Raw genomic sequence first — 22,765 nt, forward strand, 5'->3', positions numbered from 1 at the left:
GGCGATAGCACGCAGTCGGCTTGAATGCCGCCTACCAGTGCACCGGGCGACTATCGAACTGTCCCGACTTAGGCCACCCGCGAATGGGGTCGCGCGGGTGGTCCTAAAAAGGCTGTTTGGACTAGCCTTTACTCGTCGCCATCCGCGTCACCAGAAGAGTCGGGAAGGTGCGAGTCGTACTTGTCGAATATGTCTTCGTCAGAAGCGTCAAGCAAGCCTGCTTCGCCAAGACGCTTGTTTCCCAACTTCGGCCAGACATCGATTTTCGCAACCTGTATCGTTGCGAGTTCAGTGTCGCTCAGATCAATTAGTTTCCATCCCAAGGCCTCCAATTCTTCGGCGAGACTTTCAAGAAATGGCTGGCTGAGCCGGTACCAGCCGGACGTATGCCGAAGCGACTCGCGGGAAAAGCGGTAACGCGACACATCGCGGCCTTTTTCTTCGGCATACAAGGCGGCATTGAGGAGGACCAGCGCGGCGGTGACCGCCGGCGAGCGTTTAATTCGTCTACGCACAAAACTCTCCAGAAAGGTAGTCGACAGACTGGCATCAAGGATTGCACCGGGGTTGCACAGTGCGGGTTTGCGTCCGAGCTTCGGACAATGCTCATCATACAACAATTTCCTTATGTGCGAGCTATTCGCCTGATCAGGTGTTTTATTGCGCGTGCGCCGGAGGCCCTGGCAAGCGTCACCTCTCACAGTCACCTTGACGGGCTGGCACAACGCTGATAGGCCACGATTTTTTGGGAAGTTCCGCTAGAATCTCGCGCCATGAGCATAGGGAGAGCTATGGCGATCAATGCGATTGATTTGTTTTGCGGCGCCGGGGGACTCACGCACGGACTTATCCGGTCCGGCATCAGAGTGACGGCGGGTATAGACATCGACCAGGCGTGCGAGTGGCCGTACGAGACCAATAATGGGGCACGCTACGTTAGAGCGGACATTGCTACGGTATCTGGCAATGACTTGGCTCGCCTGTGGCCCAAACGGGGGACTCGCCTTCTGGCCGGATGTGCCCCCTGCCAACCCTTCTCCACATATCGACAAGGAGGCGACGCGAAGGCCGACAAGAAATGGCGCCTGCTATATGAATTCGGCCGCCTGGTTGTCAACACGCAACCGGAGTTGGTTACGATGGAGAACGTTCCGCAGCTCGCAAAACACAAAGTGTTCTCTGACTTTCGGAGAGGACTTGAGCAAGCTGGTTATTACACGTGGGCAGAGGTAGTAAATTGCCCTGACTATGGCCTTCCCCAGAAGCGTCAACGACTAGTTTTGCTGGCATCACAGCTCGGCCCAATTGCTCTCAAGCCGCCCACACACGCTGCTGATAAGTACGTCACTGTGAGGGATGTAATCGGACACTTGCCGACCTTAAAGGCGGGTGGTAAAGACGAGGACGACCCTCTACACTGTGCAAGTGGTCTGTCACAGATAAATCTAAAACGCATAAAACAATCTAAACCGGGCGGCACTTGGCGAGACTGGGCCCCAGAACTCGTAGCGAAGTGTCATCTAAGGGAATCGGGTGCAACGTATGCCAGCGTATATGGAAGAATGTCATGGGATGCTCCAGCGCCCACAATGACCACGCTTTGCTACGGTTACGGAAATGGTCGCTTCGGCCACCCCACTCAACATCGCGCGATTTCTTTGAGAGAGGCTGCTATCTTCCAGAGCTTCCCCGAGACCTACCAATTCGCACCGGATGAGGAATCAATCAATTTCCGGACAATTGGCCGCATGATCGGGAATGCAGTACCCGTGCGGCTCGGCGAAGTTATCGGGGAAACGCTGCTGGAACACACGAAACGTCACAAGAACGCGTAACAGATAACCCGTACTGAAGGGGACCAAATGTCCGCTGTTCCATCCGAATTCGACTCCCGATCCGCAAGACAGCACAAGTATGAGATGCGGGTGAGTCTCAGTGTCCTTAGTCACCTAGGCATAAACTTGTACAGTAACGTCGCCGCAGTGCTAACAGAAGTCGTGGCAAACGCCTGGGATGCCGACGCGCTTCGCGTGGACATTTCATTGAGTAGTGACCGGATAGTCATTTCGGACAACGGCTTCGGAATGACGGTCGCGGACATGAATGACCGGTATCTGCTCGTGGGTTATCAAAAACGCGACCACGTGGAACTACGGAAGACGCCGCGCGGACGGGATCCGATGGGACGTAAAGGCATCGGCAAGCTCTCGTTATTTTCTATTGCAGGGGAAGTAGAGGTTCAGTCAGCCAAAGATGGTGAGCTTCACGGCCTCACGATGACAGTTCAAGGCATCCAAGAAGCGATTAACGAGGGCGAAGGTACCTACTATCCGCCCGAGCTACCGTCAGAAAGCGTGACCGTTCGTGAGGGAACCCAGATTACGCTAACCGACCTCAGGCGCGGACGTATTCCGGCAACTGCAGCCGCCCTTCGAAAGAAGTTGGCGCGACGTTTCTCGGTAATCGGGAGTAACGAATTTCGTGTGTTCGTCGACGACGTCGAGGTGACACTTAAAGATCGGGACGATCTCAGAAACGTCCAGTTCCTTTGGTCCATTGGCCAAACAACAGACTATGGTAAATACTGCGATGACCTTAGAAAGCAGGATGCACTAGTTGACTACATCGAATGGAAGGGAGCGCCCCCTCCTCAGGGCTGGATTATTAATGGGTGGATCGGTAGCGTACGCTCTCCGAGCCAACTCAAAACATCCGAGGGCAATCTGAACTCTGTAGTGGTGCACGCGCGTGGACGATTGTTCCAAGAGAACATCCTTGAGGCAATCAACGATGGTGGCATTTACACAAAATACCTCACGGGTCAGTTAGAAGCAGACTTCCTAGATAGCGACGACCTCGAAGACATTGCGACAAGCGACCGGCAGCGTGTGGTCGAAGACGATGAAAGATATAGTTATTTGATCTCCTTTTTTCGGCAAGCGTTGCGCAAAATCGCGAGGCAATGGGATATTTGGAGGGAAGAGGAAGGGGCAAGCGATGCATCAGAAGAAAACCCAGCTATTCGGGAATGGCTGAACACATTAAGCGACGGCGTCCGGCCCCACGCCGTGAAGTTGGTCGCACGCATTAACGCCCTTCCTCTTGAGGACAAACCGGAAGAACGTAAAGAACTTTATCGGCACGCGATTTATGCGTTCGAACGCCTGCGCATCAAAGAAATGACGGGAGCATTGGCCGATGCGATATCGTATGGGGCTGAGCGATTGATACCATTGCTTGAACGGCACGATGACCTCGAATCTACTCTCTACTACGATATAGCAAAGGGTAGGATGGACGTTATCTCGTCGTTCAAAGGTCTCGTAGACGCAAACGCGAAGGAGAAAGTTCTTCAGAAATATCTCTTCGATCATCTGTGGCTGCTTGATCCGTCGTGGGAGCGTGCAGACGATACACAAATTATGGAGAGTCGCGTCATGCACGAATGGGGAGATATTGACGCGAATCTAACGGATGAGGAGCGCAAGGGAAGATTAGATATCAAGTACAGAACTACTGCTGGCCAGCATCTGGTGATCGAACTAAAGCGGGCAACAGTTTCATGTGATGTTATGACGCTCGTCCGGCAGGGGCGAAAGTACAAATCTGCGATTGAGAAGTGTGCACAGGTCGCATTGCCGGGTAAGCCAGCGCGAGTTGAAGTGATCTTTGTGCTGGGAAAGCCTGTGGAGGACGAGGCCGACCAAGCCTTCGTCGCAACTCAACTTGACTCAATCAATGGTCGAATTGTTTACTACGACTCCCTCATCGATAGCGCGCAACGTGCGTATATGGAATACACAAAAAAACAAGACAAGGCGGCGACCATCGCCAAGCTAATTGGACAGATCTAATGGGCTCCCGCCACCTTGAGACGTCAGCGGCTCGACGGTCGCTGATGGCTAAGGTACGGCAGCGAGGCACCGCGCCCGAGCTTGTTTTGCGGCAGGCGCTATGGGCTGAGGGACTACGGTATCGGCTAAGGCTATCGCGTCGTCTGCCGGGGAGCCCAGATATTATCTTTGCCGGCCACAAATTGGCCATCTTCGTCGATGGCTGTTTTTGGCATAGTTGTCCACTGCATGGCAGCAAGCCGAAAAACAACGAAGATTTCTGGGCAAGCAAGCTGCTGCGAAACCAAGAGCGCGATAGAGCGGTCGACGCGAGGCTAGAATCTGAGGGTTGGACCGTACTGCGAGTCTGGGAACACCAAACTAAGACAGCTGAAGCGTTAAACTCGGTTGTGCAAGCAATCCGGCGACTTATTCACCAAGGGAAAGCATAGGCGTTGTAAGAAACGCTCATGCTAATCGACCGATGACCCGTTAATTAGTCGATACATGATCGCGCATCAAAACGCACCATTTCCGCGTGGCACGGAAGCCACTCAGCGCCGCAGCGCGAAGCCCGACATGCAACGAGGAAGACGCAAGAAAACTGACCGACAAACGGAGCCCGCAGGCGCGGAGGGGACTGCAAACCACTCTTGCTCGGCCGGCCAAAGCCTATCAGCGCAATCCGCCATTAGGCGGCATGGAAGCGAGCCCGACAGGTCACGCGAGCTAGGTTATAGCCGGGTAACACTTCGGATAAAATTTGAGCTAAGGTGTTTCTTGCTTTGACTGCTTGATGCTTTATCGGTAGCTACGCGAGTCAGTTTCTACCAAGACAAAAATAGCGCCACAAAATCCAAAGTACAAATCCGAATCATCCGACGGTCGATAGAAGGCAGCTTCAACAGGCGCAGTAAAAAAAGCGATCTATTAATTCACGTCCTCATATCCATGTTCTTAGTAAATTGTAAACTTTCAGGGCTCGCCGGCTTTTCCACTCTTGAGCTGAAAGATCTCAACTCGCTCACCGCCCTGATTGGCCCTAATGGAACAGGGAAGAGTAGCATCCTTAATACGCTACGGCTTGTTTTCGAGATACTCGGCAAAAACACACTGTCCGATTTATTACCGAAACACGATCCTTGGAACCGATTCAACTCAGCATATTTGGAGTTCTCTAGCCAAAACCCACTAAATACTAGTGGATTGTCGGAGCATGTTGGAGAGGGGCATCAAACGATGCGCATAGAAGTGATCTGTGACGACTCCACGTTCTGTGTCAATCGTATTGAGTTCCCCGATCACTCTCTTGACTTTTCTGCTTCGCAGCAACTCACACGCAGCGCTATCAGCGACGCGGAGAGATCCGTCCAAGAAGCAATGGAAACGATTCGTTCAATAGAAACACAGATGCGACAGTTGCCCCCACAAAATCAGCACACCATGACTCCTCAGCTTGATGTCGCGCGGAAATCTCTGCCCGAGCGTCAGGAACAGTTAAGACTCAAGAATCTAGTAAAAAGCACTTCAAGCTCAACTGGCGAGCAAACATTTCAGCGCTCAGATGTAGACTCATTTTTGAAAGAATTATCACTGCCATCTTTCGAGTATATCGATGTCGATGCCAGTCACCTCCTAGAAAGCAATATCCCGAAATTCATCCATCAATTAATGGCTCAAAAAAAAGGACGAAAATCAGAATTCAAAAAATATGATCTAACGGTGAAGCGACTAAATCACCTGCTACAAGCAGACATTGATTTATCCGAAGAGGCGGGTGGAGGACAGTCACTACACATCAATGGAGCACCATATGGCAAAGCGTCAACAGGTACCAAGGTATCGCTAAGTTTCTTTGGCCTTACAAGGCTCATAGATCAGAATTGCATCGTTCTCTGGGACGAACCCGAAAATGGCTTGCATCCAACTCGTCGCTCACGCATTTTAGATTTGATTTTCGAAGACGGTCGCCAATACGTTATCGCAACACACGCCTCCGAGTTTGCACCGGTCTTCACGTCCGGCGGGCGCGTTTTTAGATGCATAGCGGATTACAACGAAGAAAATCTCGACGTGCGTCTTGGGGTCAACCCCATCGCAACACGTCGCGAGGCATATTCGGCGCTTGAAGCACTCGGAATACATCCAGCGAAGACGCTCTTCACTGCCAACGTGGTGATATGGGTTGAGGGACCAACCGAGTTGTTGTTTTATCGGCGATGGCTCACAAAACGGCTATCAGACAAAGGGCTGAGGGAGGGGTTCCATTACACATTTATGCAATATGGAGGAGCACTTATCTCTTATATGTCCGCGGCCGACGACGCGCATTTCCTTTCTGCATTCGACACACTAAGCGTGTGTCGACATCCAATCATCGTCGTTGACTCCGATTTGCGACACGCTCCAGAGAAAAACTCGTCCCCAAGTGACTATCTGAAGGCAGGAGCACGTCGCATTTTTAATCAAATTAATTTACTAAATAAGGAGCGTCCGCGGGCGGCAATGTTTGCATGGACCGGCGGCCGGGAAGTGGAAAACTATCTTCCCGAGAAGGCAGTCGCGCATGCCGTGACAGTAGTCTGGAAGAGTTTCGAGAAGTACGCAGATCAAGTGTCGCTGGACGGTTTAAAGATTGGACAATACGAAGCCTATCACGAGGCGATTAGCGATTTTCTAACCACCGCCGACATCGTCGATAGCGGCACGAACGGAACCTCGAAGGCACTTGCAAAGGGCCGCAGCGCGTGGGGATCCGACAACAAGGTGGAGTTTATGGAGGCCGCGCTTTCAATGCCTGGACTTAACGAAAACGACCTGCGCTGGGACTGCGTTGAGCTACTCGACAAGATTGAGCAGTTCGTACTGGAGAAGTGCGAGCACAATCCAACAATCTAGCCGAGTAGCGCATCGGATATTTCCGCGCACAAGGCCGCAACTTTCCAGATATCCGCACACGTCTAGTGGCCAGTTATTGCAGGTAGCGCGTACGGCCTGAAGCTCACCACCTCCTCCCCCAGCCACGCATTCAGCTCCATGAACCGCGCCTGCAGCGGTTCAATCTCGTTGCGAGCAAACACGTTCGCCGCGGTGTCGGCCGCCCCGAACCCGCCGTTGTTCGCCGGCACGATCCCGAGCAGCTGAGGCGGCACACGATGCGCCGCCAGCAGGTCATCGCGCGTCACGTTCTTGATGTTGAAGAACTCGTCCTTCGCTGCGACCTCGGACACCGGAATCAGCTGGATGCCGTCCTTCTTCCCGTTCGGTGCATAGACAAACAGGTTACGGAAATTCCCCGGCCCCTTGCTCTTCCTGAGCGCCTCGCGCATGTCGTCCACGTCCTGCTGGTTCTGCGCCGCGTCCGTCATGTACAGGATGAAGCCGGCGTGCGAGCCGTTCTCGTAATACCTGCGCCGGAACAGCGTCGACGATTCGTTCAGCCACGCCGCGTGCAGCGAGCTGAGGTATTCGGGCAGGCCGTACACCTCCTGGTTGATGTCCGGGCGCATCAGGTGGAACACGCTGTCGCGCGCGAACTCGTGCGTACCCTTCCAGCCGCTCACGAACACGTAGCCGCTGAAATCCGCCCTGCGGCGCATGTACTTCGCGAGCGCCGGCTCGAGCGCGAGCGTGCCGCCGAGCCGGTTTGCGCGCCGCTCAAGGTACGCATTGCCGAACGTCAGGAAGTCGAGCGCGAACCGCTCGAATGCGCTGCGTGTAAGCCAGCGGTGCGGCACGAAGGTCGAGGCCAGTACGTTGGCCTTGAAGAACAGCGCCGAGCTGTGATGCGTGCTGGCGCGAAACGACTTCGCGAGGCCGGCGAAGCTCACGGGCGGCTCGAACCACTGCCCGTTCGACCAGCACTCGGTGTAGTCGAGAATGTCCCCGGTGTTCATCACCGGCACCGGATCGCCGAACGTGAACGCCTCGACGTGTGTTGCTGCGCCGCCCGCGGCGGCCGTGTCCTTCGTCACGCGTAAATCTCCATGAATGAGGTATTGCAGCCGTCGCTGCCCGCGAGCGGCTCGTGGTCGAGCGCGTGCAGGCAGGCCCACGCGAGGTCGGCGTGGCCGGTCTCCTCGTTGCGGTCGGCCGCGAAGGTGGTCTGTCTGCCGCTCGCCGTCACCGTCTGCCGGATCGCCATGAAGGCCGCGGCCAGATCGGTCCAGCCTGCGTCGAACTGCAGGCGACCGTTACGCACCACGGACAGCCCCTTGAGCACGAGGCGCGTCTTGATCTCGGGCGAGTAGTTGAGCGCCACGGCCGCCGGGTAGAACCGGCGCACGAGCTGGTACACGCCCTGCCCCATGCCGGTCGTGTCGATGGCGATATAGGTCACGTTGTAGCGCTGCGTCACCTCGCGGATGCGGTCCGCCTGCACCTCGAAGTCGTTGCCGCGGAACTGCAGCCGCTCGAGCACGCGAAACGGTCCGCCGGCGACGCGCGGCGGCGCCACCACCACGAGGCCCGCCGAGTCGCCCGAGAGCGCCGGGTCATAGCCGACCCACACCTCGCGGTAGCCGAACGGGCGCAGCAGCAGCGGCGAGAAGTCTTCGGCCCACTCTTCCCACGAGTCGACCATGCAGCGCTGCAGCTCGGCGAGCCTGAACACCGACGCCGTGTCGTCGATGAACTGGCACATGAGCAGGTTGGCGTACTCCTCGGCGCTGTATTCGCGGCGCAGCTCGTCGAGGTCGAACAGGCTGCAGCCGCCGGCGACCGCATCCTCCACCGTCACCAGCTGGCGCCATTGCGCGTCCTCGCACAGGCGCCCACGCGCGAGCGCCGCGTGGCTCGTGTCGAGGTGCAGGTGCTCTTCCTTCGGGCGGCCGCGGTTCGCGTGCGCGCCGCTCCAGAACGGGTACGCCTCGTGCCCGACGCTCGACGGCGTGCTGAAGTACGTCTTGCGCCACCGTTTGTGCATCGCCATGCCCGAGGCGACCTTGTTCAGCTCGCGAAACTTCGGCACCCAGAAGTACTCGTCGAAATAGAAGTTGCCGTGATAGCTCTGCGCCGTGCGCGCGTTCGTGCCGAGGAAATACAGGATCGCCTCGTTGGGCAGCACGATGGGGTCGCCCGTGAGATCGACTTCGGCGGCCTCGCGCGCGAACTGCGTGATGTACTGCCGGAACACGTGCGCCTGCGCCTTGCTGGCCGACAGGAAGATCTGGTTGCGCCCGGTCTCCAGCGCATCGACGAGCGCCTCGCGTGCGAAGTACCACGTGGCGCCGATCTGCCGCGACTTCAGGATGTTGCGCGTGCGCTGGTCGCCGTTGCGGTACCACACGCGCTGGTAGTCGAAGAGCGATTCGCGGAACGCGTCCACGATGCGTTCGTGCTGCTCTTCGCTCATCTCGTTGCGGGCAACGCGTCTGCCCTGGCCACTGCGCGCCCTGTTCCGGTTCGCCTCCGTGCGCGCCTCGATGGCGGGATTCAGGTCCGATTCGCGCCCCGTCTCACCGTACTTCCGCACGCGCGCGAGGCGCTCGATCTGCCGGCCGAGCAGGTCGATCTCCTTGAAGTCGCGACCGTCCTTCTCCGTCTTCGCGATCAGCGTCATCAGCCGCGCCTCGAGCGACGACTCGACGCGCGCCACGGCGCTGGTGTCGCTCCACCGTTCACGCCGGCGCCACGACTCCACCGTGGGGCGCTTCACACCGAGGTGCCGCGCAATCGACGAGATGCGCCAGCCCTGCCAGTAGAGCGCACGCGCGGCGGTGCGCAGGTCGCTGTCAGGCGATGCGGTCTCGTGTGCGGTGGAAAGCGGCGTTTCTGTCATGCCGGCAAGCGTAGGGCTCCACGCGCGCGCGGGCACGTCCGGCCATATGTCGGCGGCGCCAGTACATTCGCCGTCCGTTGAGGCGTGGCGGGCAAACGCGGAACATGGCCTCCATCGACAACCGCACACCAATCACCGCATGGCAAACAGATCGAAGTTCTTCCGCGTCGCGACCGAAGGCGCGACCACCGACGGGCGCACCATCGAGCGCGCGCAGATCGAGCAGATGGCCGCGCAGTACAGCCCCGCCGTCTACGGCGCACGCGTCAACCTCGAGCACTTCCGCGGCATCCTGCCCGATGGTCCGTTCCGGGCCTATGGCGACGTGCTCGCACTCGAAGCACGCGAGGTCGAGGACGGCAGGCTCGGCCTCTTCGCGCAGATCGAGCCGACCGACGACCTCATCGCCATGACGAAGGCGCGGCAGAAGGTCTACACGTCGATGGAGATCGACCCGTCCTTCGCCGACACGAAGCAGGCGTACCTCGTGGGCCTCGCCGTCACCGACAGCCCCGCGAGCCTCGGCACCGAGCTGCTGAAGTTCGCCGCGCAGAACCCGGCCGCCTCGCCATTCGCCGCACGCAAGCTATCGCCGCACAACCTGTTCTCCGCCTCCGTCGAGGCGGTCATCGAACTGGAGTCCGAAGGCGCACCGCCTAAAGACGGCGTGTCGGTGTTCTCGAAGGTCGCCGAGCTGCTCGGTCTCGTGAAGAAGAAGACCACCGACGACGACACGCGCTTTGCCGACGTGACGCAGGCCGTCGAGGCGCTCGCCTCGCATGGCGCCACGCAGGCCCAGGCGTTCGCCACGGAACGGCAGCGCGTCGACGCCACATTCGCCTCGCTCACCGCACGCGTCGAGACATCGGAGAAAGCGTTCAGCGAGCTGCACGCGAAGCTCTCGGCCACGGGCGACGGCAGCCCCGTGCGCCCGCCCGCGACCGGCGGCAACGGCGCCGTCGTGACGGACTGCTGAAGCGGCCACACCCCACACCCTTACGGAGATTCACCGACATGCAGAACCGTACCCGCGAGCTGTTCACCGCGTATCTGACGCAGCTCCAGCAGCTCAACGGCGTGGCCGACGCCACGCACAAGTTCACGGTGGCGCCCACCGTGCAGCAGACGCTGGAAAGGAAGATCCAGGAATCGAGCGCATTCCTCTCCAGCATCAACGTGATGCCGGTGAACGAGCAGGAAGGCGAGAAGCTCGGCCTCGGCGTGGGCGGCCCGATTGCCGGCACGACCGACACCACGAAGCAGGACCGCGTCACGACCGATCCCGGCACGGTGGACGCGCAGAACTACCGCTGCGAGCAGACGAACTACGACACGCACATCACGTACGCGAAGATGGACGCATGGGCGAAGTTCCCCAACTTCCAGACGCTGCTGCGCGACGCCATCGTGCAGCGCTGCGCTCTCGACCGCATCATGATCGGCTTCAACGGTGTGAAGCGCGCGGCGACGTCCGACAAGGCCACCAACCCGCTGCTGCAGGACGTCAACGTGGGCTGGCTGCAGCACTACCGCAACACGGCCCCGCAGCGCGTGCTCGATCACGGCAAGGTCGAAGGCAAGGTGACGCTGGGCGTAGATGGCGACTACGCGAACCTCGACGCGCTCGTGTTCGATGCGGTGAGCAGCCTGCTCGAGCCGTGGTATTCGGAAGACACCCAGCTCGTCGTGATCTGCGGGCGCAAGCTGCTGCACGACAAGTACTTCCCCATCGTCAACGCCACGCAGCCGCCCACCGAGCGCATCGCGGCCGACCTCATCATGAGCCAGAAGCGCATCGGCAATCTGCCGGCCGTGCGCGTGCCCTCGTTCCCGCCGAACGCGCTGATGGTCACGCGGCTGGACAACCTGTCCATCTACTACCAGGAGGGCGCGCGCCGTCGCTCCATCGTCGACAACGCGAAGCGCGACCGCGTGGAGAACTACGAGTCGAGCAATGACGCGTATGTGGTCGAGGACTTCGGCGCGGGCTGCGTGGTCGAGAACATTGCGCTGGCCGCGACGGCAGCACAGCAGGCGGGCTGACGATGAAGAGCCCCGCACAGGCCCATTTCGAACGCGTGAGCGCGGCGAAGGCCGCGGCCTCGGTCGAGGGCCGCACGATGGCCGGGGCGAGCCGCTACGAGCTGATGCTCGCCAAGCTCGCCAGCGACCGCCGGCGCCTCAAGGCCATCCAGTCCGTGAAGCAGAAGATCGCGGTCAAGGCCGAACTGCTGCCCGAGTACGCGGAATACGTCGCGGGCGCGCTCGAGGGCGGCCGCGGCGCACAGGACGACGTGCTGGTCACCGTGATGGTGTGGCGCATCGACACCGGCGACTACGCCGGCGCGCTCGATATCGCCCGGTACGCGGCCGCGCACGGCCTCGTGCTGCCCGACCAGTACGAACGCACGCTGCACGCCGTGATTGCCGAGGAATTCGCCGACGCGGCGCTCGCAGCCTTCGCCGCCGGCGAGACGTTCGACGCGGATCTCCTGCAGGGCGTCGACGTGCTGACGGCCACCGCCGACATGCACGACCAGGTGCGCGCGAAGCTCTGCAAGGCGCTCGGTCTCGCGCTCGAAGCCACGCGCCCCGCCACCGCGCTCGAATACCTGCGCCGCGCGCTCAGTCTCAACGAGCGCGTGGGCGTGAAGAAGGACATCGCGCGCCTTGCGCAGGCACTGCAGGACACACAGGACACGGCCGGCGGCAACGCCGCGCCATAAGGAGCCCTCCGGCATGGCGGCACCGGTACCGGATACGCAACACCTGATGGCAACGCGTTTCCGGTGCCGGTCCACCGCCATCACTTCACGGGTGCAGGCATGAACAGTTTCATTGCGACCGCGCCGGCCGGCACGGTTTCCGGCACGCCGGCCACGGTCATCGCGAACGACGGCTGGTTTCCCGACATCGACCTCACGGCGCTGCGCGCGGCGATGCGCCTCGACGGCACCGTCACGCAGGAACGCCTGCGCGAGGCGGCCACCGCCGCGATGGCTTCGGTCAATGCCGAGCTGGCGACGTGGCGCGACACGCAGCTCGCCGCAGGACACGCGGGTCTCGCCGACGTACCGGCGCCGTCTATCGGCGGCGAAAGCGTGCAGCTCGCGCGGTACCGGCGTGCGGTGTACCACCTCGCGCATGCGGACCTGACCGAACGCTACCGCGACTACGACGCCACGAAGTCGGGTGGCCAGCGCGCCGAGGATCTCGAGGCGACCGTATGCGACGCGCGGCGCAATGTGCGCTGGGCACTCAGTGACCTGCGCGGCATCCCGCGCACCACCGTGGAGCTGATCTGATGATCGTGACCGCCCTGCAGGGCGACACGGTCGACGCGCTGTGCTGGCGCCACTACGGCCGCACGGACGGCACCGTGGAAGCGGTGCTCGAAGCGAACGCGGGGCTGGCCGACCACGGCGTGTTCCTGCCGGTGGGCCTGCCCGTGTATCTGCCCGACATGACGGCGGCAGCCGTTGCCCAACCCCTCCTGCAACTCTTCGACTGAAACCCCATGGCCGAACCCAACACCACCACCGCCGCCGCGCTGTCGGCCGCCATTGGCCTCACGGGCCTGATGCCGGGCATCGACGGCAACGCGCTCGTGGGCGCCTTCGCCGGCGCAGCACTTGTCGTCGTGACCTCGAAAGACCTCGGCGCCGTGCGCCGCATCGCGTGGCTACTCATCTCGCTCGTGATGGGCTATCTCGCGGCGCCCGAGATCGTGAACATGACGCCCGTGCACTCGACGGGCGTGGCCGCCTTCTTCGCGGCCGCGCTCGTCATCACCGTGACGCTGCAGCTCATTGAGCGCGTGAAGAGCCTCGACCTGTTCGCGTTCTTCAGGAAGGGGGGCTCGTGATGCAGACGGTGCTTACCTTCATCGCTGTCGCCGCATATGCGGCCGCCATCGTGCGCATGCTCGCGTACCGCAGGAACGGCGCCCGCCACCGCCATCACGTTTCGTGGATCGCCTGGGCGCTGGTGGCCGTGATGGGCAGCTCGGCTATCGGACACGCACTGCATGCCCACTCGACGGGTCTGCCGGACGCCGCCACCGCCGTGCTGCTCGCGCTGTTCGTGTTCGGCGCGCGCGGCAACGTCGCGCGGCTCGTCGGGAGCGGCACATGAGGACACTGCGGCTGGAAGATCACGGCGACGACGTCGGGCTGCTGCAGCGGCGCCTCGCGCGTGCGGGCTTCGGGACCGACGCCACGCACCTGTTCGACGCCAGTACCGAAGCGGCCGTGATGGCGCTGCAGCGGGCCACGGGCCTCGTGGTGGACGGCATCGCGGGCACGAAGACGTACGCGGCGCTCGCCACGGGCCGGCGCGATCCGAAGCACCTTGCAGACGCGGATCTCGTGCGCGCGGCTGCCACGCTCGGTGTGCCGGTGGCCTGCGTGCGGGCCGTCAACGAGGTGGAGTCGCGCGGCGCCGGGTTTCTTGCGGACGGGCGGCCGGTGATCCTCTTCGAGCGGCATGTGTTCTGGAAGCGTCTGCAGTTCCGGGGCATCGACCCTGCACCGCTGGCAGCGAAGTATCCGTCCATCGTGTCGCAGACGCGCGGCGGCTACCTCGGTGGTGCCGCCGAATACACGCGGCTCGCCACGGCGGAACAGATCGACGCGGGCGCCGCGTACGAGTCGGCGAGCTGGGGCGCATTCCAGGTGATGGCGTACCACTGGAAGCGGCTGGGCTATGCGGGCGTCGACGAGTTCGTGGCGCGCATGGAAAGCGGCGAAGCGGAGCAGCTCGAGGCGTTCGTGCGGTACGTCGCGGCCGACCCGGCGCTCGTCGCGGCGCTGAAAGGCCGGAAGTGGGCCGCGTTTGCGAAGGGTTACAACGGCGAGGGCTACGCCGCGAACCTGTACGACGTGAAGCTCGCGCGGGCCTTCGACCGGTACGCGCAGGCGGTGCCGGCATGAGCGTGACAGCAAGGCTTGCCACCTGCCTGATGGCGCTGCTCGCCATCGTGGCGTGCGTGCTTTACGTGCGCGTGCTGCGCGCGGAGCTGGCCGATGCCGGGCGGCAGCTCGCCGGCGCGAAGGCGGACATCGGGCAGCGCGACGGCGTCATCAGGCGGCTCGAGCGGGCAGAGAAAGACCGGGCCGCCCAGCAGGCCCAGCTCGACCATACGAACGGCGCGATTGCCGCGAAGCTCGCGGCCGCGCAGCAGGACAACCGGAGACTTCTCCATGAAAACGCCGCGCTCCGGGCGTGGGCTGATACCCCTCTGCCTGACGATGTTGTGCGCCTGCACGCAGCCCCCGCCCTCACCGGCGCCCGTGATTACCTTGAACACGTGCCAGCCGGTGAGCCCGTGCACGCTGCCGGCGATGGAGCCACGGACCAACGGTGAGCTGGGCGATGCGCTCACCACGACGAAGGGCGCGTGGGCACTGTGCGCGGCGAAGGTCGACATGATCGTGTCGTGCCAGCGCGAGGCCGATGGCGAGGCCACGCCATGAAGAAGCCCGCCAGCCTGCGCGCAGCGCTTGTTGCGGCCATCCCGTCGCTCGCGGCCGAGCCCGACCGGCTCGCCGTGTTCATCGACGAGGGATCGATTGCGGCCACCGGCGGCCGCTCGCTCTCGTTCGAGTACCGCTACACCATGCACGCGCTCGTGATGGACTTCGCGGGCGACTCCGACGCCGTGTTTGTCGCGCTTGTCGAATGGGTGCGTGCAAACCAGCCCGACCTCGTGACGAACGCCGGCGAGCGCGGGCACGGCATCACCTTCGAGGTGGACATCCTCAACCACACGACCGTCGATCTGTCGGTGAAGCTGCAGCTCACGGAGGGCGTGGCGGTGTCGACCGGCGCGGACGGCGAACGGGTCATCGGGCACGTCGACGACTCGCAGGCCGGCGCCGACCGTGACTTCACCTGGGGTGCACAGACGTGGACGAGCTGAGTGCGGTCGAGACGTGGGCCGGTGCACTACTCGGCCAGCTCTCGCCGGCCGGGCGCCGCACCGTCATGCGCGACGTGGCGCGCGAGCTGCGGCGCAGCCAGCAGAAGCGGATCGCCGCGCAGCGCAACCCGGACGGCAGCGCGTACGAGCCGCGCAAGGCGAAGCCCACACAGAAGAAGGCGAAGGGACGGGACAAGCGCGGCCGGATCAGGCGCACCGCGATGTTCATGAAGCTGCGCACGGCGCGGCTGATGAAGGTGGACGCGGAGGCGGACGGGTTCGCAGTAGGCTTCGCGGGCCGCGTAGGGCGTATTGCCCGCATCCATCAAGGCGGCGAGCGGGTACCGGTCACGCCCGGCGGACCAAAGTACCGCTATCCTGCCCGAGCTCTGCTTGGGTTCACGGACACAGACAGAGCAATAATCCTCGACTGGCTGACCACTACGTTGCGGGTAGGATCGGCTACCCGCAGGGGATGATCTCGTCTTCGGCAACTGACCTGCGAACACCTCCACGCGCTTGCTAGCGTCAATACAATGTTCCGTTGCTCTCAGCCCGTTACACCAGCTTTCTTTGCAGAGGGTTGCATCTCCATTTCCCGGGTTTTCGACGGTGGCGCCGATGGCGCCGGTCGAGCTTGGCCCGGACTATCTTTGCTTAGCGTCTCGACCTCCACCTCCAGCTTGGCGATGCGCTCGTTCGCACTGCGACTCTCGGTCCAAACTTGAATACAGATCGGGACAAAAATGGCTGCGACAGTGGCGATCAAGGCGGCTATGGCTAGCCTGTTGGCCCATCGCGGAAACCGTAGGACCTCATCCGCTACCTCACTCGCAAGCGATGTCATATCCAAGAACGTATCCGAGAATTTCAAAGACTTTTCGCAAATTCCCTTTACGTAGGTGTCCCGACTTGCCGGGCTATGCGCGCTCGTCGCGGCCTGAGCGTGCTCATGGAAAAGGATCCGAAAGAAGGGATCCCCCTTCCGCACGATGAAGGGCCTCTTGCTGAAGTTAACAAGTGCCGTTGCCACTGGCCCCGTCCATCCCGGGTCAATGACGCCAACATTCAATGCCAACACGCCTTCGTGTGTCCACGTAGTCTTAAGCGTTGCGAGCCCGGTTACGGTCAGAGGTAGAGTAAACTGTTCCGCAGAGATGACCCAAACGACTCCACGCGGCTCCAAAATGTGGCTCTGGCCAGGCAACACTTGGCCTTTGAACAAGATCTCGCCGACGGTCGCGTCGTATGTTGTCTCACGCTGGCTTGCCACGGAGGGGTTGGAGACAATGTTATTTTGTGTTATTGCGTTTTTGTCTAACAGCATGTTAATCCTTAGTGAGGGCTAGAATCGCAACCTTCTCAAATCAAACAGAGGCTGACCGGTACTACTTGGAGGTAGCTTTTGGCGTTCGCCAATACACCGATGATCCCAAGGGAAAGATATTTAAACAGTCGGCAGTAGGTTCAGTAATCGCCGACCGGCACGGAGTCATTAGCCAGTCTGCGAACGTTCTTCCTCCCGCGATTCGTTCGACGTTCGCTCAGGAAGGAAGAATGGTATCCGAGGCTGACCGTTATTTTCTAATTGAACACGCCGAACGTGCAGCAATTTTTGACGCGTTAGCATCTCACGCAGATCTATCGAACGCAACGATTTACTGTACTCGGTTTCCATGCAGCGACTGCGCGCGGGCGATCGTATGGTCGGGAATCAAACGGGCAGTATTCGGCAGCGGCTTTGCGGGAGAGAAAAGATGGCTGACTTCGCAGCGTGCGGCGCTGCGCATTCTCAGAGATGGAGGAGTAACGGTCCGCTATCTCGTCTTCGAAGAAGCTGCGACGGAGAACCGCGTAAAATTGGGTTGATTCGTTCGGCATAAGTAATTTTCCTAGACCGTATCAATGAATAGATCCGATGGCATGCTGATATAAGCCCCCCTCTTAAGAGAACGAAAAGGTAAGGAAGCGAAAGGGAAACGTTAAAACTGTGAATTTATAGGGCCACTTCATCGGTGACATAAATACGGCCGCGCACATGATAGCGATCGGTTCCCAAACGCGGCGGCCTGAGGCCACGAAGCGCGCGACAGATTTTCAGAAAACGGAACTGCGCCAGCTCCTCAGGTTATTTTGTGTTCAGTCGATCTCACGCGTCGAAGTCGTTGCGCCGCAACGGCGTGATAAACGTCGTTCGTCTCGCACCCCATCCAGCGAAGCCCTGCCTCCTGCGCTGCCACGAGGAACGTGCCCGAGCCCGCAAACAGGTCGCACACCACACCACCTTCCGGCACGAGTTTCACCACCTCGCGCGCAAGGTCGACCGGCTTCTCCGTGAGGTGCTTCTTCGGCATGTCGAGCGCATGCGCAAACACTCCGGGTAGACATACGTCGCGCGTACTCATCGCCCCCTTGCTCGCCCACACCATGAATTCGGCCTGCTGCCGGAACCCGCCCAGTCGCGGCCGTGCGCGCCGCACCGTCTTGTCCCACACAGCGATACCCCGGTGAATGAAGCCCGCAGCCTGCACCACATCGGTAAGCGCGGGCAGTTGCCGCCAGTCGATGAAGCAGACCACCAGACCGCCAGGCTTCAGCGCACGGTAGGCCTCGGTGAGCCACGCGTGACACCAGAACGACCACGAGCGCTGGTCCATGTTGTCCGATTCGAAATCGGTATAGGTGGTCTTCGCCCCGCCTGATGTGTACTTCTGCGAAGTCGTCTGCGCCCGCGTGCCGGCGTGCAGGCCACCTGAAGAGTACGGCGGATCGGTAAAGAGCATGTCGATGGATTCGTCCGGCAACGTCCGTGCGAAATGCAGCGCATCCGTGCGGTGCAGGCGATTGATGAGCGGCTCGATATCCGTTGCGGCTTCGATAATGGCAGTGCTGTTTTTCATGCGTTATCCATAGCAATGTCAAAAGAGCCGCGGATTGTGCATTCCGTACATACCGCATCGCACGGTCCGCGCGATGTCGCCAGCGCCGGTACGGACGCCATTGCTCGCATCGCGCGCGTGCGATGGGCACCATGCCTGGCATGGACACGAACGAAATCCGCCGGCAGACACGCAACACCGTACGCAAGGGCTCGATCCTCGATATCGACCACGCGGCCGCCCTGTGCCGCGTCGCCATCGGCGACACGGCCGAGGACGGCGCGAACCTCCAGACCAACTGGATTCCGTGGATCTCGCCCGCCGCGGGCACCACGCGCGAATGGTTGCCGCCCACGCGCGGCGAGCAGGTCGTGCTGCTGTGCCCGATAGGAGACCCCGCGCAGGGCGTGGCTTTGCGCGGCTTCTTCTCCGACGATGCGCCAGCGCCCGACAGCAGCGCCAGCACCCACACGCGCCTCTATCCCGATGGCGCGCGCCTCACCTATGACCACGCCTCGCATGCGCTGAAAGCTGAGTTACCCGCCGGCGCAACCGTGCTCGTGGTCGCACCGGGTGCGGTCAACGTGCAGACGGAAACGGCCACCGTCAAGGCATCGAGCGTGACGCTCGACGCGAAGCAGACAACCTGCACCGGCGCGCTGCTCGTGAAGGGTCCGTTCGCATTCGAGTCCGGCATGACCGGCAAGGGCGGCGAAGGTGGCGGCGCCACCATGAAGATCGACGGCCGCGCAGACTTCACGGGCGAAGTCACGTCGGAGGGCGTGAGCCTGCCGCATCACCGCCACCTCGAAGAGGGCGACGGCGAACTGGTGGGCGAGCCGCAATGAGGGGAATGAACGCCACCACGGGCCGCGCCATCGGCGGGCTAGACCATCTCTACCAGTCGGTCGCGAAGATCGTCACGACGCCGCTCGCGTCGTGCGTGAAGCGCCGCACGTTCGGCTCGGAAGGGCCGGACCTCATCGACGCACCGGGCAACGGCGCGACCACGACACGCCTCTATGCGGCCATCGCCACCGCGCTCATGCGGTGGGAACCGAGGCTCACGCTTACGCGCGTGCAGCTCGTCATCGACGAATCCACCACGGATGGCGTGCACGTCGTCGATATCGAGGGCTACACCACCGAGACAGGCGACGCCGTGTCGACATCGGTGAAGCTCACCGGAGGCATGGCATGAGCGCGGTCGACCTCATCGACCTCGCCACGCTGCCCGTGCCCGACGCGCTCGAGGTGCTCGACTTCGAAACCATCTACGCACAGCGCAAGGCCGCGCTGATCGCGCTGTGGCCGGCAGACCAGCAGGCAGAGATCGCGGCCACCGTGGAGCTGGAATCGGAACCGCTCGCACGGCTTCTGCAGGAGAACAGCTACCGCGAACTCGTGTGGCGCCAGCGCGTGAACGATGCACTGCGTGCCGTGATGCTCGCCTTCGCAAAGGGCGACGACCTCGAGCAGCGCGCGGCGCTGTTCAGCCTGAAACGCCTCATCGTCACGCCCGCCGATCCGGCGAACGGCATCGACGCCGTGAAGGAAGATGACGAGGATCTGCGCCGGCGCGTGCAGCTAGCGCCGCACGGCTTCAGCGTCGCGGGCCCGGGCGCCGCGTACGAATCGAAGGCGCTCGCCGTCGATGGCCGGCTGCTCGATGCGAGGGCCTCGCGGCCGGCACCGGGCGACGTGCTCGTGACGCTGCTCTCGCGCGAGGGCGACGGCACCGCGAGCGACACTCTGTGCGATGCCGTGGCAGCAGCGCTCTCCGCCGAGGACGAGCGACCGCTCAACGACACGGTGGTGGTGGCGTCCGCGCAGATCGTGCCGTACCGCATCCGCGCGAAGGGCTACACGCGCTCTGCCGTGGGCGCCGACGTGCTCACCGGGCAGGCGCAGAAGAACGCCATCGCGTTCGCTTCGTCTGCGCGACGTATCGGCAGGGGCATTGCCGAGTCGGCCATCAAGGGCGTCTGTCAGGCCGCCGGTCTCTCGAAGACCGAACTCCTCGAGCCGGCCGGCGATCTGGTGATCGGCCCCACGCAGGCGCCGTACTGCACCGAAGTTCTCATCGAATGGGGAGGCCTCTATGCCTGATCTTCTGCCACCGAACGCAACGCCGCTCGAGCGGCGCACCGCGACCGCGCTGGCGGCCGTGGATTCGCTGCCCATCCCGATCCGCGACTACTGGAACCCGGACACGTGCCCGGCCGCGCTGCTGCCGTATCTCGCGGCCGAGGTGTCCGTCGATGGCTGGGAGCTGGCCGAGTCCGACGACGCACGCCGCGCGCTCATCAAGGGCGCCATGCAGCTGCACCAGAAGCGCGGCACGCCGTGGGCAATCCGCGAAGTCATCCGGCGTCTGGGCTTTGGCGAAGTGGAAATCGTGGAAGGCCGCAACGTCCGCCGGCGCAACGGCACCGCCCGTTACAACGGCGACTGGGTGCACGGCAACAAACGCGGAGAGTGGGCGCAGTACATCGTGCGCCTGAAGGTTCCCATCACGCGCGACCAGGCCGAGAACCTGAAAGCCGTGCTGGAACGCTACGCGCCGAAACGATCCGAGCTGTATCGCCTCAACTACAGGGCCGCGCCGCTGCGGCACAACGGAGTGGGCCGCTATGACGGCCAGTACACAAGAGGAAGTATCGACGTATGAGCTATCTGGAGGAAAAGCCGGAATGGGCGGAAGGCATCCGGCAGATTGAAGACTCGGATTCGGTCGAGGGGGGCCCGGATGGTGTGGACAACATTGCGCCGCGCCAGCTCGCCAGCCGCACAAGCTGGTTGCGTCGTGTGCTCCAGTTTGGCCGCACCACGTGGGCGCCGGACACGGGCACGAAGAACAACATCGTCGCGAACCTGTCTCCGGCCGTGACCGAGCTGCTAGACGGCATGGAAGCGAATTTCCGTGTGGCGTTCACCAACGATGGCGCATGCACGTTCACGCCTAACGGGGCCGCCGGAAGCGTCATTCCGAAACTGCCGCTCTATGGTGGCGACCACGCCGACCTTGACGCGGGCGATCTCCCGGCGGGCGCGCAGGTGCGCGCGCAGCTCAACAAGGCCCTCAACGTAGCGGACGGCGGTGCATGGGTCATCAAGTCGGTCTCGGGCGGCATGGCGCGCACGCTGACACCGCCTGTGGGCGACATGTCCACGCGCGTGGCCAACATGGCCGCCCTCTTCGCTGCAACCGATGGTTTCCAGACCGTGGACGTGGCGGGCAAGACCGACACGCTGCTCACGGCCGCACAGTACGGCGTCGCCATGCTGCGGCTCACCGGCGAGCTGACAGGCAACAAGTCGGTCCTGCTGCCGAAGCAGCCGGGTCAGTGGACTGTCGAGAACGCCACAACGGGAAACTACAACCTCAACGCTGCCGTCACGGGAGGCGGTGGCTCGTATGTCGTGGTGCCGGCCGGCCAGCCCGTGGTCATCTGCAGCGACGGCAGGAACGTGAAGTTCACGAGCACGGTCGGGCCGGCAACCGAAGCCAGCCAGGGCGCCGCGAAACTCGCCACCCAGGCGCAGACGAACGCGGGCACCGATGACACCACCATCGTCACGCCGAAGAAGCTGCGCGCCGGCTTCTCTGTCTCGCTGGGCGTCATCGGCTATATCGCGTTTCCCACGTGGCTGGGCGGCCTGATTATCCAGTGGGGCGTTCTCAGTGACACGTCATGGACCGCGGGCGCATTTCGCACCATCAACTACCCGGTGGCCTTTCCGGCCGCGTGCCTTGAGCACACCGCGGTCATCGCGAACAGCGCCGGAACAATGGGCTATCTCAACACGAACCAGCTTTCTGCGAGCCAGCTTCAGATGCTTGTCAGTTATACGGGCGCGGCGACAGTTCGCTGGATTGCTGTGGGCTACTGAGGAAGAACATGGGACAGAAATTTGCAGCGCATGACGCCGCCGGCGCCATCACGGGCTTTTACGACGACGCCATCAGTCCGCCACCGGCCGGCGCGAAGACCATCGCGATCACGGCGGCGCAGTACCGGATGCTGCTCGACGGGCAGGCAACGGGCGGCCGCATCGTGATCGACGCCAACGGCGCGCCGGCCGTGCTCGACCCCGCGCCAGCATCACCCGAACTCATCGCCAGCGCGAAGCGCGCGGAACGCGACGCGGCACTTACCGCGACGGACTGGCTTGTTGCGCGCCATCAGGACGAAACGCTCGCCGGCGGCGATACCACGCTCACATCGGCCCAGCTCGACGCGCTGCTCGCGTGGCGCAGGGCGCTGCGCGAGCTGCCGGACGCCGCAGGCTGGCCACTGGTGGATCTACCTGCCGCGCCGGACTTCACGACGGCATCCGCATAGGCGTCTCC

27 protein-coding genes and 1 pseudogene are annotated in these 22,765 nt (G+C 62.0%); 23 read left to right on the forward strand and 5 right to left on the reverse strand.

The window, feature by feature from the left end; genetic code table 11:
- Window positions 1-128: 128 nt before the first annotated feature.
- Window positions 129-617: a hypothetical protein gene (locus tag PXJ20_RS02020; protein WP_421030041.1), complete on the reverse strand. Its 489-nt coding sequence runs from the start codon at window positions 615-617 to the stop codon at window positions 129-131.
- A gap of 174 nt (window positions 618-791) precedes the next feature.
- Here PXJ20_RS02020 and PXJ20_RS02025 point away from each other — a divergent pair, with 174 nt between their 5' ends.
- From PXJ20_RS02025 to PXJ20_RS02040, 4 genes are all read left to right on the forward strand, one after another.
- Window positions 792-1,835, forward strand: a complete 1,044-nt coding sequence (locus PXJ20_RS02025) for a DNA cytosine methyltransferase (RefSeq protein ID WP_421030042.1) — start codon at window positions 792-794, stop codon at window positions 1,833-1,835.
- 126 nt (window positions 1,836-1,961) lie between these two features.
- Window positions 1,962-3,854, forward strand: a complete 1,893-nt coding sequence (locus PXJ20_RS02030; protein WP_421030043.1) for an ATP-binding protein — start codon at window positions 1,962-1,964, stop codon at window positions 3,852-3,854.
- Window positions 3,854-4,285, forward strand: coding sequence for a very short patch repair endonuclease (locus tag PXJ20_RS02035; RefSeq protein ID WP_421030044.1), 432 nt, complete (start codon window positions 3,854-3,856; stop codon window positions 4,283-4,285). The genes PXJ20_RS02030 and PXJ20_RS02035 overlap by 1 nt, the downstream gene beginning before the upstream one ends.
- Window positions 4,286-4,784: 499 nt before the next feature.
- Window positions 4,785-6,731, forward strand: coding sequence for an AAA family ATPase (locus tag PXJ20_RS02040; protein WP_421030045.1), 1,947 nt, complete (start codon window positions 4,785-4,787; stop codon window positions 6,729-6,731).
- Window positions 6,732-6,793: 62 nt separating this feature from the next.
- On the opposite strand, the gene PXJ20_RS02045 is transcribed toward PXJ20_RS02040, so the two are convergent.
- Both PXJ20_RS02045 and PXJ20_RS02050 read right to left on the reverse strand, forming a co-directional pair.
- A complete protein-coding gene (locus tag PXJ20_RS02045) occupies window positions 6,794-7,807 on the reverse strand; it encodes a phage portal protein (protein ID WP_421030046.1) in 1,014 nt (337 codons plus the stop codon).
- Window positions 7,804-9,612 (reverse strand): terminase ATPase subunit family protein, encoded by a 1,809-nt coding sequence (locus PXJ20_RS02050; RefSeq protein WP_421030047.1) that lies wholly within the window; start codon window positions 9,610-9,612, stop codon window positions 7,804-7,806. The genes PXJ20_RS02045 and PXJ20_RS02050 overlap by 4 nt, the downstream gene beginning before the upstream one ends.
- Before the next feature lie 139 nt (window positions 9,613-9,751).
- Between PXJ20_RS02050 and PXJ20_RS02055 the strand changes: the two genes are divergently transcribed.
- The 12 genes and pseudogenes from PXJ20_RS02055 to PXJ20_RS02110 all read left to right on the forward strand — a co-directional run bounded on the left by PXJ20_RS02055 (window position 9,752) and on the right by PXJ20_RS02110 (window position 16,011).
- A complete protein-coding gene (locus PXJ20_RS02055) occupies window positions 9,752-10,588 on the forward strand; it encodes a GPO family capsid scaffolding protein (RefSeq protein WP_421030048.1) in 837 nt (278 codons plus the stop codon).
- 38 nt (window positions 10,589-10,626) lie between these two features.
- Entirely contained in the window at window positions 10,627-11,655 is a 1,029-nt protein-coding gene (locus PXJ20_RS02060; RefSeq protein WP_421030049.1) for a phage major capsid protein, P2 family, read from the forward strand.
- Window positions 11,652-12,338, forward strand: coding sequence for a phage terminase small subunit (gene gpM, locus PXJ20_RS02065; protein ID WP_421030958.1), 687 nt, complete (start codon window positions 11,652-11,654; stop codon window positions 12,336-12,338). Before PXJ20_RS02060 ends, gpM begins: the two co-directional genes overlap by 4 nt.
- Window positions 12,339-12,437: 99 nt before the next feature.
- The gene (locus PXJ20_RS02070) at window positions 12,438-12,917 is read left to right on the forward strand and encodes a head completion/stabilization protein (RefSeq protein ID WP_421030050.1); all 480 of its coding nucleotides are present in this window, start codon (window positions 12,438-12,440) and stop codon (window positions 12,915-12,917) included.
- On the forward strand, window positions 12,917-13,123 hold the full coding sequence (locus PXJ20_RS02075) for a tail protein X (protein WP_421030051.1): 207 nt from the start codon (window positions 12,917-12,919) through the stop codon (window positions 13,121-13,123). The genes PXJ20_RS02070 and PXJ20_RS02075 overlap by 1 nt, the downstream gene beginning before the upstream one ends.
- A gap of 6 nt (window positions 13,124-13,129) precedes the next feature.
- Entirely contained in the window at window positions 13,130-13,477 is a 348-nt protein-coding gene (locus PXJ20_RS02080; protein ID WP_421030052.1) for a putative holin, read from the forward strand.
- Window positions 13,477-13,746 (forward strand): phage holin family protein, encoded by a 270-nt coding sequence (locus tag PXJ20_RS02085; RefSeq protein WP_421030053.1) that lies wholly within the window; start codon window positions 13,477-13,479, stop codon window positions 13,744-13,746. The genes PXJ20_RS02080 and PXJ20_RS02085 overlap by 1 nt, the downstream gene beginning before the upstream one ends.
- On the forward strand, window positions 13,743-14,543 hold the full coding sequence (locus PXJ20_RS02090) for an N-acetylmuramidase domain-containing protein (protein WP_421030054.1): 801 nt from the start codon (window positions 13,743-13,745) through the stop codon (window positions 14,541-14,543). Before PXJ20_RS02085 ends, PXJ20_RS02090 begins: the two co-directional genes overlap by 4 nt.
- A gap of 29 nt (window positions 14,544-14,572) precedes the next feature.
- Window positions 14,573-14,893 (forward strand): annotated as a pseudogene (locus tag PXJ20_RS02095) (protein lysB); the annotation flags it as partial.
- Complete coding sequence (lysC, locus tag PXJ20_RS02100; protein WP_421030055.1) at window positions 14,814-15,086, forward strand: Rz1-like lysis system protein LysC; 273 nt, start codon at window positions 14,814-14,816, stop codon at window positions 15,084-15,086. The pseudogene PXJ20_RS02095 and the gene lysC, both read left to right, overlap by 80 nt.
- Window positions 15,083-15,532, forward strand: coding sequence for a phage tail protein (locus PXJ20_RS02105; protein ID WP_421030056.1), 450 nt, complete (start codon window positions 15,083-15,085; stop codon window positions 15,530-15,532). The genes lysC and PXJ20_RS02105 overlap by 4 nt, the downstream gene beginning before the upstream one ends.
- Window positions 15,520-16,011 (forward strand): phage virion morphogenesis protein, encoded by a 492-nt coding sequence (locus tag PXJ20_RS02110; RefSeq protein ID WP_421030057.1) that lies wholly within the window; start codon window positions 15,520-15,522, stop codon window positions 16,009-16,011. The genes PXJ20_RS02105 and PXJ20_RS02110 overlap by 13 nt, the downstream gene beginning before the upstream one ends.
- A 71-nt stretch (window positions 16,012-16,082) precedes the next feature.
- Here the strand turns inward: PXJ20_RS02110 and PXJ20_RS02115 are convergent, their stop codons facing one another.
- A complete protein-coding gene (locus PXJ20_RS02115; RefSeq protein WP_421030058.1) occupies window positions 16,083-16,859 on the reverse strand; it encodes a dCTP deaminase domain-containing protein in 777 nt (258 codons plus the stop codon).
- A gap of 65 nt (window positions 16,860-16,924) precedes the next feature.
- On the opposite strand from PXJ20_RS02115, the gene PXJ20_RS02120 reads away from it, so the two are divergent.
- On the forward strand, window positions 16,925-17,401 hold the full coding sequence (locus PXJ20_RS02120; RefSeq protein WP_421030059.1) for a deaminase: 477 nt from the start codon (window positions 16,925-16,927) through the stop codon (window positions 17,399-17,401).
- A 254-nt stretch (window positions 17,402-17,655) separates the two neighbouring features.
- Here PXJ20_RS02120 and PXJ20_RS02125 read toward each other — a convergent pair whose 3' ends face one another.
- Window positions 17,656-18,432 carry a DNA-methyltransferase gene (locus PXJ20_RS02125; protein ID WP_421030060.1) on the reverse strand — a complete coding sequence of 259 codons (777 nt, stop codon included), beginning with the start codon at window positions 18,430-18,432 and terminating at the stop codon, window positions 17,656-17,658.
- A gap of 140 nt (window positions 18,433-18,572) precedes the next feature.
- Here PXJ20_RS02125 and PXJ20_RS02130 point away from each other — a divergent pair, with 140 nt between their 5' ends.
- From PXJ20_RS02130 to PXJ20_RS02155, 6 genes are read left to right on the forward strand one after another with little or no spacing between them, the layout of a single operon-like run.
- Window positions 18,573-19,259, forward strand: a complete 687-nt coding sequence (locus PXJ20_RS02130; protein WP_421030061.1) for a phage baseplate assembly protein V — start codon at window positions 18,573-18,575, stop codon at window positions 19,257-19,259.
- On the forward strand, window positions 19,256-19,612 hold the full coding sequence (locus tag PXJ20_RS02135) for a GPW/gp25 family protein (protein ID WP_421030062.1): 357 nt from the start codon (window positions 19,256-19,258) through the stop codon (window positions 19,610-19,612). The genes PXJ20_RS02130 and PXJ20_RS02135 overlap by 4 nt, the downstream gene beginning before the upstream one ends.
- Window positions 19,609-20,520 (forward strand): baseplate J/gp47 family protein, encoded by a 912-nt coding sequence (locus PXJ20_RS02140; protein WP_421030063.1) that lies wholly within the window; start codon window positions 19,609-19,611, stop codon window positions 20,518-20,520. Before PXJ20_RS02135 ends, PXJ20_RS02140 begins: the two co-directional genes overlap by 4 nt.
- Window positions 20,513-21,082 (forward strand): phage tail protein I, encoded by a 570-nt coding sequence (locus PXJ20_RS02145; RefSeq protein WP_421030064.1) that lies wholly within the window; start codon window positions 20,513-20,515, stop codon window positions 21,080-21,082. Before PXJ20_RS02140 ends, PXJ20_RS02145 begins: the two co-directional genes overlap by 8 nt.
- Window positions 21,079-22,305, forward strand: coding sequence for a gp53-like domain-containing protein (locus PXJ20_RS02150; RefSeq protein WP_421030066.1), 1,227 nt, complete (start codon window positions 21,079-21,081; stop codon window positions 22,303-22,305). The genes PXJ20_RS02145 and PXJ20_RS02150 overlap by 4 nt, the downstream gene beginning before the upstream one ends.
- An 8-nt stretch (window positions 22,306-22,313) precedes the next feature.
- A complete protein-coding gene (locus tag PXJ20_RS02155; RefSeq protein WP_421030067.1) occupies window positions 22,314-22,757 on the forward strand; it encodes a phage tail assembly chaperone in 444 nt (147 codons plus the stop codon).
- Window positions 22,758-22,765: the final 8 nt, after the last annotated feature.

Origin of the sequence: Paraburkholderia sp. A1RI_3L, from assembly GCF_048957895.1 — a bacterium.
In the GTDB taxonomy this organism is placed as follows: Bacteria; Pseudomonadota; Gammaproteobacteria; order Burkholderiales; family Burkholderiaceae; genus Paraburkholderia; species Paraburkholderia kururiensis.

Bases quoted from the DNA above. Each gene is read 5' to 3' on its own strand.
- PXJ20_RS02025 (WP_421030042.1), top strand. From the start codon at position 792: ATGGCGATCAATGCGATTGATTTGTTTTGCGGCGCCGGGGGACTCACG.
- PXJ20_RS02035 (WP_421030044.1), top strand. From the start codon at position 3,854: ATGGGCTCCCGCCACCTTGAGACGTCAGCGGCTCGACGGTCGCTGATG.
- PXJ20_RS02040 (WP_421030045.1), top strand. From the start codon at position 4,785: ATGTTCTTAGTAAATTGTAAACTTTCAGGGCTCGCCGGCTTTTCCACT.
- PXJ20_RS02050 (WP_421030047.1), bottom strand. From the start codon at position 9,612: ATGACAGAAACGCCGCTTTCCACCGCACACGAGACCGCATCGCCTGAC.
- PXJ20_RS02055 (WP_421030048.1), top strand. From the start codon at position 9,752: ATGGCAAACAGATCGAAGTTCTTCCGCGTCGCGACCGAAGGCGCGACC.
- PXJ20_RS02060 (WP_421030049.1), top strand. From the start codon at position 10,627: ATGCAGAACCGTACCCGCGAGCTGTTCACCGCGTATCTGACGCAGCTC.
- PXJ20_RS02070 (WP_421030050.1), top strand. From the start codon at position 12,438: ATGAACAGTTTCATTGCGACCGCGCCGGCCGGCACGGTTTCCGGCACG.
- PXJ20_RS02075 (WP_421030051.1), top strand. From the start codon at position 12,917: ATGATCGTGACCGCCCTGCAGGGCGACACGGTCGACGCGCTGTGCTGG.
- PXJ20_RS02080 (WP_421030052.1), top strand. From the start codon at position 13,130: ATGGCCGAACCCAACACCACCACCGCCGCCGCGCTGTCGGCCGCCATT.
- PXJ20_RS02085 (WP_421030053.1), top strand. From the start codon at position 13,477: ATGCAGACGGTGCTTACCTTCATCGCTGTCGCCGCATATGCGGCCGCC.
- PXJ20_RS02090 (WP_421030054.1), top strand. From the start codon at position 13,743: ATGAGGACACTGCGGCTGGAAGATCACGGCGACGACGTCGGGCTGCTG.
- lysC (WP_421030055.1), top strand. From the start codon at position 14,814: ATGAAAACGCCGCGCTCCGGGCGTGGGCTGATACCCCTCTGCCTGACG.
- PXJ20_RS02105 (WP_421030056.1), top strand. From the start codon at position 15,083: ATGAAGAAGCCCGCCAGCCTGCGCGCAGCGCTTGTTGCGGCCATCCCG.
- PXJ20_RS02115 (WP_421030058.1), bottom strand. From the start codon at position 16,859: ATGCTGTTAGACAAAAACGCAATAACACAAAATAACATTGTCTCCAAC.
- PXJ20_RS02125 (WP_421030060.1), bottom strand. From the start codon at position 18,432: ATGAAAAACAGCACTGCCATTATCGAAGCCGCAACGGATATCGAGCCG.
- PXJ20_RS02130 (WP_421030061.1), top strand. From the start codon at position 18,573: ATGGACACGAACGAAATCCGCCGGCAGACACGCAACACCGTACGCAAG.
- PXJ20_RS02135 (WP_421030062.1), top strand. From the start codon at position 19,256: ATGAGGGGAATGAACGCCACCACGGGCCGCGCCATCGGCGGGCTAGAC.
- PXJ20_RS02140 (WP_421030063.1), top strand. From the start codon at position 19,609: ATGAGCGCGGTCGACCTCATCGACCTCGCCACGCTGCCCGTGCCCGAC.
- PXJ20_RS02145 (WP_421030064.1), top strand. From the start codon at position 20,513: ATGCCTGATCTTCTGCCACCGAACGCAACGCCGCTCGAGCGGCGCACC.
- PXJ20_RS02150 (WP_421030066.1), top strand. From the start codon at position 21,079: ATGAGCTATCTGGAGGAAAAGCCGGAATGGGCGGAAGGCATCCGGCAG.
- PXJ20_RS02155 (WP_421030067.1), top strand. From the start codon at position 22,314: ATGGGACAGAAATTTGCAGCGCATGACGCCGCCGGCGCCATCACGGGC.